The following is a 13,638-nucleotide window of genomic DNA, read 5'->3' as shown; positions in this document are numbered from 1 at the left end:
CGTAGCTTGTGGCTTGCCGCTTGCAGCTGAATTAATTCAGATGTTCGACGCGGATACGGACCACAGGGCCTACCACGTCCTGGAGCGCTTCCAGCGCTGCAATCGCGTCGTTGATACGCTGCTCGACCACGCGGTGGGTCAGCAGAATCATCGGCACCAGGCCGTCGTGTTCCTCGACTTCCTTCTGCATGATCGACTCGATGTTGATGCCGCGCTCCGACAGGATGCTTGCCACCTGGGCCAGTACACCTGGGTGGTCCTTGGCCTGGATGCGCAAGTAGTAGGCACTTTCGCACGCTTCGATCGGAAGAATCGGATGAGCCGACAGCGAGTCCGGCTGGAACGCCAGGTGCGGCACACGGTTTTCCGGGTCGGAAGTCATGGCACGCACCACGTCCACCAGGTCGGCCACGACCGACGAGGCGGTCGGTTCCATGCCGGCGCCAGCGCCGTAGAACAGGGTCGAGCCAGAGGCGTCACCGTTGACCATCACGGCGTTCATCACACCGTTGACGTTGGCGATCAGGCGATCGGCCGGGATCAGGGTCGGATGCACACGCAGCTCGATACCACTGGCGGTGCTGCGGGCAACCCCCAGGTGCTTGATGCGGTAGCCCAGGGCTTCGGCGTAGTTCACGTCAGCGGTGGTCAGTTGGGTGATGCCTTCGGTGTAGGCCTTGTCGAACTGCAGCGGGATACCAAAGGCGATGGACGCCAGGATCGTCAGCTTGTGCGCCGCATCGATGCCTTCCACGTCGAACGTCGGGTCGGCCTCGGCGTAACCCAGGGCCTGGGCTTCGGTGAGCACGTCCTCGAAGGTCCGGCCCTTCTCGCGCATTTCGGTGAGGATGAAGTTACCGGTGCCGTTGATGATACCGGCGACCCAGTTGATGCGGTTGGCCGACAGGCCTTCACGGATGGCCTTGATCACCGGGATGCCACCGGCCACGGCGGCTTCGAACGCCACGATCACACCCTTTTCACGGGCCTTGGCGAAAATTTCGTTACCGTGCACGGCGATCAGTGCCTTGTTGGCGGTGACCACGTGCTTGCCGTTCTCGATGGCCTTGAGCACCAGCTCACGGGCCACGGTGTAGCCGCCCATCAGCTCGATGACGATATCGACCTCAGGGTTGGCTGCCACGGCGAATACATCGTTGGTAATCGAAATACCGGTCGTCTGGAACTGAGGCTTTGGCGTACGCATGGCAATTTGTGCCACTTCGATTCCACGCCCGGCACGGCGGGCAATCTCCTCGGCGTTACGCTGAAGTACGTTGAAGGTGCCGCCACCGACGGTACCTAACCCACAGATGCCTACTTTGACCGGATTCACTCTTGACTCCCCATGAAACGGCCGACACAAGGTCGGCCGTGAAATACAGCCGCGCAGCAACGCGGCTCTGCGTTTAACGGCCCGACGAAGGTTTTCGTCGAGCCATGCTCTTCATCAGCACATGGCCCATGATTATTTCGCGCCGAGGGCCAGTTTGGCGACTTGCGGCGCCGGCTGGTAGCCCGGAATTACCTGACCATCCGCCAAAACAATTGCCGGCGTACCGTTCACGCCTATTGACTGACCCAGGGCAAACTGCTTGGAAACCGGGTTATCGCACTTGGCGGCCTTGATTTCCTTGCCATCGACCATCTTGTCCATGGCCGCTTTCTTGTCCTTGGAGCACCACACGGCCTGCAATTGCTCATCGCCCGGCGAGCCCAGGCCCTGGCGCGGGAACGCGACGTAGCGCACTTCGATGCCGCGCTTGTTCAGCTCCGGCACTTCGGCGTGCAGCTTGTGGCAGTACGGACACGTGGTGTCGGTGAACACCGTGATGTGGGACTTGGTCTCGCCCACCGCCGGGTAGACCACGGTCTCGGCAACGGGAATACCATTGATCAGCTTGGAAACGCCCTGGCGCTCGGTCAGCTCGGTGAGGTTGACCGGCTTGCCGTCCTTGAGCTCGAACAGGTTGCCCTGGACGATGTACTGACCGTCGGCGCTGGCATAGAGCACGCGGCTGCCCTTGAGCTTGACTTCATACAGGCCGGCCATCGGGCTGGCGGAGATGGCTTCGATCGGTACTTCGAGCTGAAGGTTTTCCAGGCTCTTGCGAATAGCCTTGTCCGCCGCGTCGTCGGCGATGGCAAAGGTGCTGGCCAACGCAATGGCAGCGGCGGTGAACATCTGGATCAAACGCATGGGAACTCCTGAGGCGAACAAATGGGACGGAGAACGCCAACCCGCAGATCCGGTTCCGGCCGCCCACTGTGCAAACCGGCCAAGCCTACCACATAAGGCCGGCGGGGCCGAATGCCGTTGATGCAAGGCATTGGCAGTGCATTTTTGTGGGAGCGGGCTTGTGGGAGCAAGGCTTGCCCGCGATGAACGATAACGCTGTTCATCCGATGCACTGCGGTGTGGCCATCGCGGGCAAGCCTTGCTCCCACAGCGGATCTCGGCGGACCATCGAGGCGGTGAAAACCCCATAACGCTGTGGGGCGGTGCATCTCCCCCTCAACCCCGCGGATGATGCCTGGCGTGCAGTTCCTGCAACCGCGCCCGGGCGACATGGGTGTAGATCTGGGTGGTGGACAGGTCGCTGTGACCCAGCAGCATCTGCACCACCCGCAGGTCGGCGCCGTGGTTGAGCAGGTGCGTGGCAAAGGCGTGGCGCAAGGTGTGGGGCGATAGGGATTTGCCGATCCCGGCGACCTTGGCCTGGTGCTTGATGCGGTGCCAGAACGTCTGGCGAGTCATCTGATCGCCGTTACGGCTCGGGAACAATACGTCGCTGGGGCGCCCACCCAGCAGTTCATGGCGACCGTCACGCAGGTAGCGCTCGACCCAGACGATTGCCTCCTCGCCCATCGGCACCAGACGTTCCTTGCTGCCCTTGCCCATCACCCGCAAGACCCCCTGGCGCAGGTTGACCTGCTCCAGCGTCAGGCTGATCAACTCGGTGACGCGCAAGCCGCAGGCGTACAGGACCTCCAGCATGGCCCGGTCACGCTGGCCGATGGCTTCGCTGAGGTCCGGCGCCGCCAACAGCGCCTCCACATCGGCTTCGGACAGGGATTTGGGCAGCGGGCGCCCCAACTGGGGCATCTCCACCCGCAAGGTCGGATCCACCGCGATCAGTTTTTCCCGCAGTAAATAACGATAGAACCCACGCACCCCGGAGAGAAATCGTGCGGTTGAGCGCGGTTTGTAGTTCTGCTCCAGGCGCCACGCCAGGTGATCGAGGATCAGCTCCCGTCCGGCATTGGCCAGTTCCAGGTTCTTCTCCTGCAACCAACCGTTGAACAGCGCCAGGTCGCTGCGATAAGCGTCACGGGTATTGTCGGAAAGCCCCTTCTCCAGCCACAGGGCGTCGAGAAACTGGTCTATCAGCGGATGATCGATGGCTGGCATAAACACTCTTGGCGGATGCGCATGCACGCTGCATCCATACGATAAAGAAAGTACGCAGGGTGCTCAAAGAGCAAATCGCAGGCAACAAAAAAGCAGCCCTCAGGCTGCTTTTTTTTGCATCGGAAGCTGGACTCAGGCCAGTTTTTCCTTGATGCGAGCTGCTTTACCGGACAGGTCACGCAGGTAGTACAGCTTGGCTTTACGCACGTCACCGCGACGCTTCACAGCCATGCTGTCGATTTGCGGGCTGTAGGTCTGGAAAGTACGCTCTACGCCAACACCGTTGGAGATTTTACGAACGGTGAAAGCACTGTTCACGCCACGGTTACGCTTGGCGATAACGACGCCTTCGAACGCTTGCAGACGGGAACGGTCACCTTCCTTCACTTTCACCTGAACGACAATGGTGTCGCCCGGGGCAAAGGTAGGGATTTCTTTGGTCATCTGCTCTGCTTCGAGTGCAAGGATGATTTTGTTAGTCATGCTGTGCTCCTAAGGCAAGTCTCGGACTTACCATCGATACGTTGTTAACTATCGTCCCGCTCGCGGATGTATTCCTCGAGCAGCTTCTTCTCTTCTCCAGAAAGCGAGCGGCTTTCCAGAAGATCGGCGCGTCGTTCCCAGGTCCGACCAAGGGACTGCTGTAAACGCCAACGCCGGATGTGCGCGTGGTTGCCACTTAGCAACACGTCGGGAACACGCTGATCCGCATACACCTCCGGTCGGGTGTAGTGCGGGCAATCCAGCAGACCATCCGTAAAGGAATCTTCCTCAGCGGAATCCGCATGCCCTAAAGCTCCAGGCAGCAGTCGTGTAACCGCGTCGATCAGGACCATCGCCGGCAGCTCGCCGCCAGACAGTACATAGTCGCCAACCGACCACTCTTCATCGACATGAGCTTCAATGAAACGCTCGTCAATGCCTTCATAACGACCGGCAATCAGGATCAATGCATCCGAATTCGCCAGTTCGCGTACCGCCGACTGAGTCAGCTGGCGGCCTTGGGGCGACAGGTAGATCACCTTCGCACCCTCCCCGGCTGCCGCCCTGGCCTGAACCAGCGCATCTTCCAGGGGTTTGATCTTCATCACCATGCCCGGACCACCGCCAAACGGGCGATCGTCCACAGTGTGATGCCGATCCGTGGTGTAGTCCCGCGGATTCCAACAGGTCAGTTGCAACAACCCCTGTTTCACCGCGCGGCTGGTTATGCCGTACTCGCTGATGGCGGAAAACATCTCGGGAAACAATGTGATGACTTCAACGCGCAAATTGGCCACGTTCAGAAATCCGCATCCCATTCCACCTTCATCTCGCCTGCCTCCAGGTCAACGGCCAACACACACTGCTCCGTATAGGGCAACAAGCGTTCGCGATCATCCAGGCTGCCGACGCAAGGCTTTACCACCATGACATCGTTCGAACCGGTCTCGAGCAGGTGATCGATTTTCCCGAGCAATTGCCCAAGGTGGTCGATGACCTTCAGACCCACCAGCTGGTACCAGTAGTACTCGCCGTCGGTCAGTTCAGGGAACAGGTTGCGCGGCACGCAGATCTCATAACCGGCCAGAAGACGCGCTTCTTCACGATCATCGAGACCCTTGAGCTTTGCGACCAGGAACTTGTCGTTCCCGCGTCCGCTGACCAGCTCAACCTGTTTCACGCTGCCTTCGCGCTTGAGCGTCCAGGCTTTGTAGTCCAACAGGTTCTTGATCGGATCAGTAAAGGAATACACCTTCACTTCGCCGCGAACGCCATGTACAGAATAGATTTTGCCGACAACGATCAGATCATCAGCATCTTTTGGCGTCGCGTTCATATTGCTCAGGCCGCAGCCTTAGCCGATTCCTTCAACAACTGAGCAACGCGCTCAGAAGGTTGTGCACCAACGCTCAGCCAGTAGGCAACGCGCTCTTGGTTCACGGACAGACGAACTTCCTGACCACGGGCGATAGGGTTGAAGAAACCAACCTGCTCTTTGTGGGAACCGTCACGCGGGTTGCGGCTGTCGGTTACGGTCAGGTGGTAAAACGGGCGCTTTTTGGAGCCGCCAAGGGCAAGACGGATTGTTAGCATGTGAACATCGTTCCTGTAGTCGGTGCTGCAAATCTAAATGCACAGCGGGCATGGGTGCCCGAAAGGCCGCATATTCTAAGGAATATCCAGACTTTTGCAAATGACTTTTTCCGGCGAGTGCCGGGCTGCCATTCAGATCTGCGACGATCAGCGCCCGCGAATGACGGGTTGGCTGGGGATCCCACGTCCCCGTGGGTTGCACCGGCATGACTGCCGGTGCCTGGATTCTTACATCTTGGGCATGCCGCCGCCGGGCAACATACCGCCCATGCCGCGCATCATCTTGGCCATCCCACCCTTGGTGGAGAACTTCTTCATCATCTTCTGCATCTGCTTGTGCTGCTTGATCAAGCGACCGATGTCCTGCACCTGGGTGCCGGAACCCATGGCGATACGGCGCTTGCGCGAACCGCTGATCAGGTCAGGGTCGCGGCGCTCGGCCGGGGTCATGGAGTTGATGATGGCTTCCATCTGCTTGAACTGCTTTTCAGCCGCGCCCTGGGCGTTGCCCATCTGCGCCAGGTTCACGCCGCCGATGTTCGGCAGCTTGTCCATGAGCCCGCCGAGGCCGCCCATGTTCTTCATTTGTTGCAGCTGATCGCGGAAGTCTTCGAGGTCGAAGCCCTTGCCCTTCTTTAATTTCTTCGCAAGCTTGTCGGCTTTTTCCTTGTCGAGGGTCTGCTCGGCCTGCTCGATCAGACTGAGCACGTCGCCCATGCCCAGGATGCGCGATGCGATGCGCTCAGGGTGGAACGGCTCGAGCGCTTCGCTCTTCTCGCCCATACCGATGAACTTGATCGGCTTGCCGGTGATGGCCCGTACCGACAGCGCGGCACCGCCACGGGCGTCACCGTCGACCTTGGTCAGGATCACGCCGGTCAGTGGCAGCGCATCGCCAAAGGCCTTGGCGGTGTTGGCCGCGTCCTGGCCGGTCATGGCATCGACCACGAACAGGGTTTCCACCGGGTTGACCGCGGCATGCAGCGCCTTGATCTCGCCCATCATCTCTTCATCGATGTGCAGGCGACCGGCGGTGTCGACGATGACCACGTCGATGAACTTGAGCTTCGCTTCCTTGATGGCCGCCTGGGCGATGTCCACCGGCTTCTGGCTCAGGTCGGACGGGAAGAACGTCACGCCGATGTCGTTGGCCAGGGTTTCCAGCTGCTTGATCGCCGCCGGACGGTAGACGTCCGCGGACACCACCATCACCGACTTCTTCTTGCGCTCCTTGAGCAGGCGCGCCAGCTTGCCGGCGGTGGTGGTCTTGCCCGCGCCCTGCAGACCGGCCATCAGCACCACCGCGGGCGGCACGGCGCTCAGGTTCAGGTCTTCGTTGGCGGCGCCCATCAGGCTTTCGAGTTCGGCCTGGACGATCTTCACGAACGCCTGGCCCGGCGTCAGGCTGCGCGACACTTCGGTGCCGACGGCGCGTTCCTTGACCGAATTGACGAAGTCCTTGACCACCGGCAGGGCGACGTCGGCTTCGAGCAACGCCATGCGCACTTCGCGCAGGGTGTCTTTGATGTTGTCCTCGGTCAGCTTCGCCTTGCCGGTGACATGGCGCAGCGTCTGCGAGAGACGGTCGGTTAGGTTTTCAAACATGCGCGATCCTTTCAGGCCCGTATGAGGCCGGGATAATGGCGGCCCAGACCGTGAAAAATGTGCTCGGCGAGCCTGCGGCGTGGGCAGGTCGCGGATTATAGCGAAGAAGCGTGCCGCGTACACCTCGCGGCGGTCTTTCGTGCAGGATGGGTTCTATGCCAAACTCAGCGCCTTTCGGGCTTGCCTAACAGGATTTATGCTCCCCTTGTCACCCAGCTTGCTTGCCTCCCTCGCCGCCGCTTGCCTTTATGCCGCTGCGACCCTCTATCAAGGCACCCGCCTGGCCACCGGTGCCAAGGCGAACAAACGCCTGCTGGTCACGCTCGGCGTGCTGGCGGTGCTTGGCCACGCGGCCAGCCTTTATACCCACCTGATGACACCGATTGGCCTGGGCCTGGATTTTTTCAACGCCGCCAGCCTGATCGCCGTCGCGGTGATCGCCCTGACACTGCTGGCCTGCTCGCGCATCCCGGTGGAAAACCTGCTGGTGCTGCTCTTCCCGCTGGGGCTGGCAACGGTGCTCCTGGCGCAGTTCGCGCCGTCGGGCACGGTGCAGGTTATCGACGAAGAGCCGGGTATCCTCGCCCACATCCTGTTGTCGGTCCTCGCCTATGGCCTGTTCACCATCGCAGTATTCCAGGCCTTGCTGCTGCTGGTGCAGGACCATCAGCTCAAGAACAAGCACCCGTCCGGACTGATCCGCAACTTCCCGCCGCTGCAGACCATGGAGAGCCTGCTGTTCGGTTTCCTCTGGGCCGGCTGGGCCCTGCTGTCGATGTCGCTGATCTCCGGCTGGCTGTTCGTCGAGAACCTGTTCGCCCAGCACCTGGTGCACAAGACCCTGCTGGCCTGCCTGGCATGGGTGGTGTTCAGCGTGCTGCTGTGGGGCCGCAACCGTCTCGGCTGGCGCGGCCATAAAGCCATTCGCTGGACCCTGGCCGGTTTCTGCCTGCTGATGCTGGCCTACTTCGGCAGCAAACTGGTCCGTGAATACATCCTGCATATCTGACGGACGGCGCTGATGGATAGGTTGCCCGCGGGGCCGCTGCTCGCTGTACTGGTCGTGCTGATCCTCTGGGCGGCCTTGTTTACCGCCATCGAAGCCGCCCGGCACCACCTGCTGGCCCAGCGCAAGGCTTCGCGCGCCGGCGACAAGCCGCTGGCGAAGCTGGACTTCCCCCTGACCAGCCTGATTCTGTGCAATACGCTGTGTCGCGCCCTGGCACTGGTGATCGGCACCTTGCTGGCGATCTTCACCTGGCTGGAAAACGGCCCCTGGATCGCCTGGCTCGCCATCAGCGCGGCGCTCCTGGTGTTCGCCGACTACCTGCCACGCACCCTGGCCACCCGTTACCCGGACGCGATACTGGCGCTGGGCAACACTCTGCTTGGCGTACCATTGAAGCTGATTTACCCCTTGGCCTGGCTGTTGAACAACCTGAGTGAGTTGCTGCTGCGACCCTTTGCACGCAAGACCAGTGCAGTTCAGCAAAGCGACGACGAAATGCCCGCACCGGCACGCGTCGAGCATGAACATGAGCAGAACACCGGGCGTGCGCATCCGATCTCCGGCATCCATGCCCTCGACAACATCACCGTCAACGACATCCTGGTCCCCCGCAGCGAAGTCGACGGCATCAACCTCGACGACCCCATCGGCGAGATCATCGAGCAGTTGCTCCTGAATCGCCGGACCCGCCTGCCAGTGTTCCACAGCGACATCAACCAGGTCGAAGCGGTGCTCAATACCCGCCAGATCCGCCATCTGCTGGCGGACGCAAGCCTGACCCAGGAAGCGCTGCTGGCCGCCTGCCACGAACCTTACTTCGTGCCTGAAAGCACGCCGCTACAACTGCAACTGCTGAATTTCCACAAGCAGCAGCGGCGCCTGGGCATGGTGGTGGACGAATACGGCGAAGTGCTGGGTATCGTTACCCTGGAAGACATCCTCGAAGAAATCGTCGGCGAGTTCGAAAGCGAGCACAGCCTCGACAACCCTCACGTGCATCCACAGCCGGACGGGCGCCTGATGATCGATGGCGCGGCGTCGATTCGCGAACTGAACAAGACCTTGGGCTGGCACCTGCCCTGCGACGGACCCAAGACCCTTAACGGGCTGGTGACCGAAGCGCTGGAAACCATTCCCGAAAGCCCGGTCTGCCTGAAAATCGGCCGTTATCGCCTGGAAATCATCGAAACCGTGGACAACCGCGTCAGCCAGGTGCTGGTGTGGCATAACAGTTCGGTGCCGACAGCTACCTAGCGTACGCAACACTTGTGGGAGCAAGGCTTGCCCGCGAAGGCCCCACCGCAGTGCAACAGTTAGAACCGCGTTATCGTTCATCGCGGGCAAGCCTTGCTCCCACAGTTCGATCCCATAGTGCCCTTGCACCAGCACGGAGCAGCAAAATAGTCGTCTTCAACCATAATAATTCGCTCCAACGGAGCACATGACTGTCAGGGATAACTGCATGACCACCATGACCTGCAACGACGCCGTGCCTGCCCAGCCGACGAACTCCACCACCCGCGTGGCGACCGCGAGTTTCATCGGCACCGCCATCGAGTTCTATGACTTTTACGTCTACGCCACGGCTGCGGCCCTGGTAATCGGACCGGTGTTCTTCCCACAGACGTCAGGCACGGCACAGATGCTGTCGTCGTTCCTGACGTTCGGCATCGCCTTTCTCGCCCGTCCGCTGGGTTCAGCGCTGTTCGGCCACTTTGGCGACCGGATCGGCCGCAAGTCCACGCTGGTGGCGTCGCTGCTGCTGATGGGCGTGTGCACCACCCTCATCGGCGTGCTGCCAGGCTATGCCAGCATTGGCGCCTGGGCACCGTTCCTGTTGTGCCTGCTGCGCTTCGGCCAGGGATTGGGACTGGGAGGTGAGTGGGGTGGCGCCGCGCTGCTCGCCACCGAGAACGCCCCCAAGGGCAAGCGCGCCTGGTTCGGCATGTTTCCCCAACTAGGCCCATCCATTGGCTTCCTGGCGGCCAACGGGCTGTTCCTGAGCCTGGCGATGACCCTGGATGACGAGCAGTTCCGCTCGTGGGGCTGGCGAATTCCGTTCCTGCTCAGCGCCGTGCTGGTGATCGTCGGCCTCTATGTGCGGCTCAAGCTCCATGAAACCCCGGTCTTCGCCAACGCCGTGGCCCGTCAGGAACGGGTGAAAGTGCCGCTGGTCGAGCTGTTCAGCCAGTATTGGGCGCCGACATTGCTGGGCGCAGTGGCGATGGTGGTGTGTTATGCGCTGTTCTACATCTCCACGGTGTTCTCCCTGAGCTACGGCGTCGCCACCCTCGGCTACAGCCGCGAAACCTTCCTTGCCCTGCTGTGTTTTGCCGTGCTGTTCATGGCCGCCGCCACACCGTTGTCCGCCTGGGCCAGCGACCGCTTCGGGCGCAAGCCGGTGCTGGTCACCGGTGGTCTGCTGGCGATTGCCTCGGGCTTTCTCATGGAGCCGTTGCTGACCCAGGGGTCGACTGCGGGCGTGGCACTGTTCCTGTGCATCGAGCTGTTCCTGATGGGCGTGACCTTCGCCCCCATGGGTGCCTTGCTGCCGGAGTTGTTTCCGACCCACGTGCGTTACACCGGCGCCTCGGCGGCCTATAACCTGGGCGGTATCGTCGGCGCCTCGGCCGCCCCGTTCTTTGCCCAGAAACTGGTGGCCATGGGCGGCTTGAGCTATGTCGGCGGCTACGTATCGGCTGCCGCTGTACTCAGCGTGATTGCGGTGCTGTGCTTGAAGGAAACCCGCCATAACGATTTGAATCGGGTTGCCTGAAGCCAACGGACATACGTTCCACTGTGGCGGGGGAGCTTGCGCCCTCGCCACAGCACCTGTCACGACGCTGAACAACACGCCATGAAATAGCCGCTAACAATCGCCTACCATTGAAACCGCCCCCCACCTGCCCCATCTAAGCTCCATACTCCATTGCGCAGGTGCCCCATGAGCGACCAGCACTCTACAGAAGCCACGAACGAATACGCTGACCCCGAACATATCGAGCACACCGCCTCCGGCACCGGCCTGGCCCTGCCCGGCCAGAACCTGCCGGACAAGGTCTATATCATCCCCATCCACAATCGCCCGTTCTTCCCGGCCCAGGTGCTGCCGGTTATCGTCAATGAAGAACCCTGGGCCGAAACCCTGGAACTGGTGGCCAAGTCCGAACATCATTCCCTGGCGCTGTTCTTCATGGATACGCCCCAGGAAGACCCGCGCCATTTCGATACGTCGGCGCTGCCGCTGTACGGCACGCTGGTCAAGGTGCACCACGCCAGTCGCGAAGCGGGCAAGTTGCAGTTCGTCGCCCAGGGGCTGACCCGCGTGCGTATCCGCACCTGGCTCAAGCACCACCGCCCACCGTACCTGGTGGAAGTCGAATACCCGCACCAGCCCAGCGAGCCGACCGACGAGGTCAAGGCCTATGGCATGGCGCTGATCAATGCGATCAAGGAACTGCTGCCGCTCAACCCGCTGTACAGCGAAGAACTGAAGAACTACCTCAACCGCTTCAGCCCCAACGATCCGTCGCCGCTGACGGACTTTGCCGCCGCACTCACCTCCGCCACCGGCAATGAACTGCAGGAAGTGCTCGATTGCGTGCCCATGCTCAAGCGCATGGAAAAAGTGCTGCCGATGCTGCGCAAGGAAGTGGAAGTCGCGCGGCTGCAAAAAGAGATCTCGGCGGAGGTCAACAGCAAGATCGGCGAACATCAGCGCCAGTTCTTCCTCAAGGAACAGCTCAAGGTCATCCAGCAGGAACTGGGTTTGACCAAGGATGATCGCAGCGCCGACCTCGAGCAGTTCGAGCAGCGGCTGGAAGGCAAGGTGCTGCCGGCCCAGGCCCAGAAGCGCATCGAAGAGGAAATGAACAAGCTCTCGATCCTGGAAACCGGTTCGCCGGAATACGCCGTCACCCGCAATTACCTCGATTGGGCGACCTCGGTGCCGTGGGGCGTATACGGCCAGGACAAGCTCGACCTCAAGCACGCGCGCAAGGTGCTCGACCAGCACCACGCCGGCCTGGACGACATCAAGGACCGTATCCTCGAATTCCTCGCCGTGGGTGCCTACAAAGGCGAGATCAGCGGCTCCATCGTGCTGCTCGTGGGCCCACCGGGCGTGGGCAAGACCAGCGTGGGCAAGTCCATTGCCGAATCCCTCGGCCGGCCGTTCTACCGTTTCAGCGTGGGCGGCATGCGCGACGAAGCCGAGATCAAGGGGCATCGGCGCACCTACATCGGCGCCCAGCCGGGCAAACTGGTGCAGGCGCTCAAAGACGTCGAAGTGATGAACCCGGTGATCATGCTCGACGAGATCGACAAGATGGGCCAGAGCTACCAGGGCGACCCGGCCTCGGCCTTGCTGGAAACCCTCGACCCGGAGCAGAACGTCGAGTTTCTCGATCACTACCTGGACATGCGCCTGGACCTGTCCAAAGTGCTCTTCGTGTGCACCGCCAACACCCTGGATTCGATCCCCGGCCCGCTGCTGGACCGGATGGAAGTGATTCGCCTGTCGGGCTACATCACCGAAGAAAAGGTCGCCATCGCCAAGCGCCACCTGTGGCCCAAGCAACTGGCCAAGGCCGGGGTGTCCAAAGGCAGCCTGAGCATCAGCGACAGTGCCTTGAAGGCCCTGATCGACGGCTACGCCCGCGAAGCCGGGGTACGGCAGTTGGAGAAGCAACTGGGCAAACTGGTGCGCAAGGCGGTGATGAAGCTGATCGACGAGCCAAACGCCGTGATCAAGCTCGGGCCGAAAGACCTTGAGGCGTCCCTGGGCAAACCGGTGTTCCGCAACGAGCAGGTACTGTCCGGCATCGGCGTGATTACCGGCCTGGCCTGGACCAGCATGGGCGGCGCCACCCTGCCGATCGAAGCGACGCGCATCCACACCCACAATCGCGGCTTCAAGCTCACCGGGCAACTGGGCGACGTGATGAAGGAGTCGGCGGAAATCGCCCACAGCTATGTCAGTTCGCATCTGCAGCAATTCGGCGGCGATCCGAAGTTTTTCGACGAAGCCTTCGTCCACCTGCACGTGCCGGAAGGCGCCACGCCCAAGGACGGCCCGAGCGCCGGGGTGACCATGGCCAGCGCCCTGCTGTCCCTGGCCCGCAACCAGCCACCGAAGAAAGGTGTCGCCATGACTGGCGAGCTGACCCTCACCGGGCATGTACTGCCGATTGGCGGGGTGCGTGAAAAGGTCATCGCAGCGCGCCGGCAGAAAATCCTCGAGTTGATCCTGCCGGAAGCCAACCGGGGCAACTTCGAAGAACTGCCGGACTATCTGAAGGAAGGCGTCACGGTGCACTTTGCCAAGCGCTTTGCGGATGTGGCGAAGGTGTTGTTCTGAGGGTTATGTCTGCCCTGGCCCCATCGCGGGCAAGCCTTGCTCCCACAGGGGATGGGTGTTGTTCACAGAAATTGTGATCCACACCCTGCTCTGTGGGAGCAAGGCTTGCCCGCGATGATGTCACCAGCAACAACCTATGCCCACCTGACACACCCCGTAGCATCTCGGTTATGCTCC

General features: G+C 61.3%; 12 protein-coding genes. 4 read left to right on the top strand and 8 right to left on the bottom strand.

What is annotated here, in order from left to right; genetic code table 11:
- Positions 1 to 31: 31 nt before the first annotated feature.
- The 8 genes from ACODTO_RS03825 to ffh all read right to left on the bottom strand — a co-directional run bounded on the left by ACODTO_RS03825 (position 32) and on the right by ffh (position 7,093).
- Positions 32 to 1,336 carry a homoserine dehydrogenase gene (locus ACODTO_RS03825; RefSeq protein WP_041024826.1) on the bottom strand — a complete coding sequence of 435 codons (1,305 nt, stop codon included), beginning with the start codon at positions 1,334 to 1,336 and terminating at the stop codon, positions 32 to 34.
- A gap of 132 nt (positions 1,337 to 1,468) precedes the next feature.
- Positions 1,469 to 2,200 carry a bifunctional protein-disulfide isomerase/oxidoreductase DsbC gene (gene dsbC, locus ACODTO_RS03820; protein ID WP_139646040.1) on the bottom strand — a complete coding sequence of 244 codons (732 nt, stop codon included), beginning with the start codon at positions 2,198 to 2,200 and terminating at the stop codon, positions 1,469 to 1,471.
- 315 nt (positions 2,201 to 2,515) lie between these two features.
- Positions 2,516 to 3,412 (bottom strand): site-specific tyrosine recombinase XerD, encoded by an 897-nt coding sequence (gene xerD / locus ACODTO_RS03815; protein WP_139646036.1) that lies wholly within the window; start codon positions 3,410 to 3,412, stop codon positions 2,516 to 2,518.
- Positions 3,413 to 3,544: 132 nt separating this feature from the next.
- Positions 3,545 to 3,895, bottom strand: a complete 351-nt coding sequence (gene rplS, locus ACODTO_RS03810; protein ID WP_003175895.1) for a 50S ribosomal protein L19 — start codon at positions 3,893 to 3,895, stop codon at positions 3,545 to 3,547.
- A 44-nt stretch (positions 3,896 to 3,939) separates the two neighbouring features.
- Positions 3,940 to 4,713: a tRNA (guanosine(37)-N1)-methyltransferase TrmD gene (gene trmD, locus ACODTO_RS03805; RefSeq protein ID WP_175385127.1), complete on the bottom strand. Its 774-nt coding sequence runs from the start codon at positions 4,711 to 4,713 to the stop codon at positions 3,940 to 3,942.
- Positions 4,695 to 5,231: a ribosome maturation factor RimM gene (gene rimM, locus ACODTO_RS03800; RefSeq protein ID WP_047702127.1), complete on the bottom strand. Its 537-nt coding sequence runs from the start codon at positions 5,229 to 5,231 to the stop codon at positions 4,695 to 4,697. Before rimM ends, trmD begins: the two co-directional genes overlap by 19 nt.
- A 5-nt stretch (positions 5,232 to 5,236) precedes the next feature.
- Positions 5,237 to 5,488 carry a 30S ribosomal protein S16 gene (rpsP, locus tag ACODTO_RS03795; protein WP_007927680.1) on the bottom strand — a complete coding sequence of 84 codons (252 nt, stop codon included), beginning with the start codon at positions 5,486 to 5,488 and terminating at the stop codon, positions 5,237 to 5,239.
- A gap of 228 nt (positions 5,489 to 5,716) precedes the next feature.
- Positions 5,717 to 7,093, bottom strand: a complete 1,377-nt coding sequence (ffh, locus tag ACODTO_RS03790) for a signal recognition particle protein (RefSeq protein WP_024778942.1) — start codon at positions 7,091 to 7,093, stop codon at positions 5,717 to 5,719.
- 196 nt (positions 7,094 to 7,289) lie between these two features.
- Here ffh and ACODTO_RS03785 point away from each other — a divergent pair, with 196 nt between their 5' ends.
- From ACODTO_RS03785 to lon, 4 genes are all read left to right on the top strand, one after another.
- Positions 7,290 to 8,102 (top strand): cytochrome C assembly family protein, encoded by an 813-nt coding sequence (locus ACODTO_RS03785; protein WP_139646032.1) that lies wholly within the window; start codon positions 7,290 to 7,292, stop codon positions 8,100 to 8,102.
- A 12-nt stretch (positions 8,103 to 8,114) separates the two neighbouring features.
- Positions 8,115 to 9,356 carry a CNNM domain-containing protein gene (locus ACODTO_RS03780; protein ID WP_139646030.1) on the top strand — a complete coding sequence of 414 codons (1,242 nt, stop codon included), beginning with the start codon at positions 8,115 to 8,117 and terminating at the stop codon, positions 9,354 to 9,356.
- A 208-nt stretch (positions 9,357 to 9,564) separates the two neighbouring features.
- Positions 9,565 to 10,878: an MFS transporter gene (locus ACODTO_RS03775; protein WP_489105990.1), complete on the top strand. Its 1,314-nt coding sequence runs from the start codon at positions 9,565 to 9,567 to the stop codon at positions 10,876 to 10,878.
- Between the two features lie 168 nt (positions 10,879 to 11,046).
- The gene (gene lon / locus ACODTO_RS03770; RefSeq protein ID WP_139646027.1) at positions 11,047 to 13,461 is read left to right on the top strand and encodes an endopeptidase La; all 2,415 of its coding nucleotides are present in this window, start codon (positions 11,047 to 11,049) and stop codon (positions 13,459 to 13,461) included.
- The last annotated feature ends 177 nt before the right edge of the window (positions 13,462 to 13,638 follow it).

It is taken from the genome of Pseudomonas sp. FG13 (assembly GCF_057809755.1).
Note: the sequence above shows the minus strand (reverse complement) of the source record. Positions and strands in the feature narration are given on the sequence as shown.

What these genes read in the sequence shown, in the direction of transcription:
- rplS (WP_003175895.1), bottom strand. Translation starts at nt 3,895, where the DNA reads ATGACTAACAAAATCATCCTTGCACTCGAAGCAGAGCAGATGACCAAA.
- ACODTO_RS03780 (WP_139646030.1), top strand. Translation starts at nt 8,115, where the DNA reads ATGGATAGGTTGCCCGCGGGGCCGCTGCTCGCTGTACTGGTCGTGCTG.
- ffh (WP_024778942.1), bottom strand. Translation starts at nt 7,093, where the DNA reads ATGTTTGAAAACCTAACCGACCGTCTCTCGCAGACGCTGCGCCATGTC.
- lon (WP_139646027.1), top strand. Translation starts at nt 11,047, where the DNA reads ATGAGCGACCAGCACTCTACAGAAGCCACGAACGAATACGCTGACCCC.
- dsbC (WP_139646040.1), bottom strand. Translation starts at nt 2,200, where the DNA reads ATGCGTTTGATCCAGATGTTCACCGCCGCTGCCATTGCGTTGGCCAGC.
- rimM (WP_047702127.1), bottom strand. Translation starts at nt 5,231, where the DNA reads ATGAACGCGACGCCAAAAGATGCTGATGATCTGATCGTTGTCGGCAAA.
- xerD (WP_139646036.1), bottom strand. Translation starts at nt 3,412, where the DNA reads ATGCCAGCCATCGATCATCCGCTGATAGACCAGTTTCTCGACGCCCTG.
- trmD (WP_175385127.1), bottom strand. Translation starts at nt 4,713, where the DNA reads ATGGGATGCGGATTTCTGAACGTGGCCAATTTGCGCGTTGAAGTCATC.
- ACODTO_RS03785 (WP_139646032.1), top strand. Translation starts at nt 7,290, where the DNA reads ATGCTCCCCTTGTCACCCAGCTTGCTTGCCTCCCTCGCCGCCGCTTGC.
- rpsP (WP_007927680.1), bottom strand. Translation starts at nt 5,488, where the DNA reads ATGCTAACAATCCGTCTTGCCCTTGGCGGCTCCAAAAAGCGCCCGTTT.
- ACODTO_RS03775 (WP_489105990.1), top strand. Translation starts at nt 9,565, where the DNA reads ATGACCACCATGACCTGCAACGACGCCGTGCCTGCCCAGCCGACGAAC.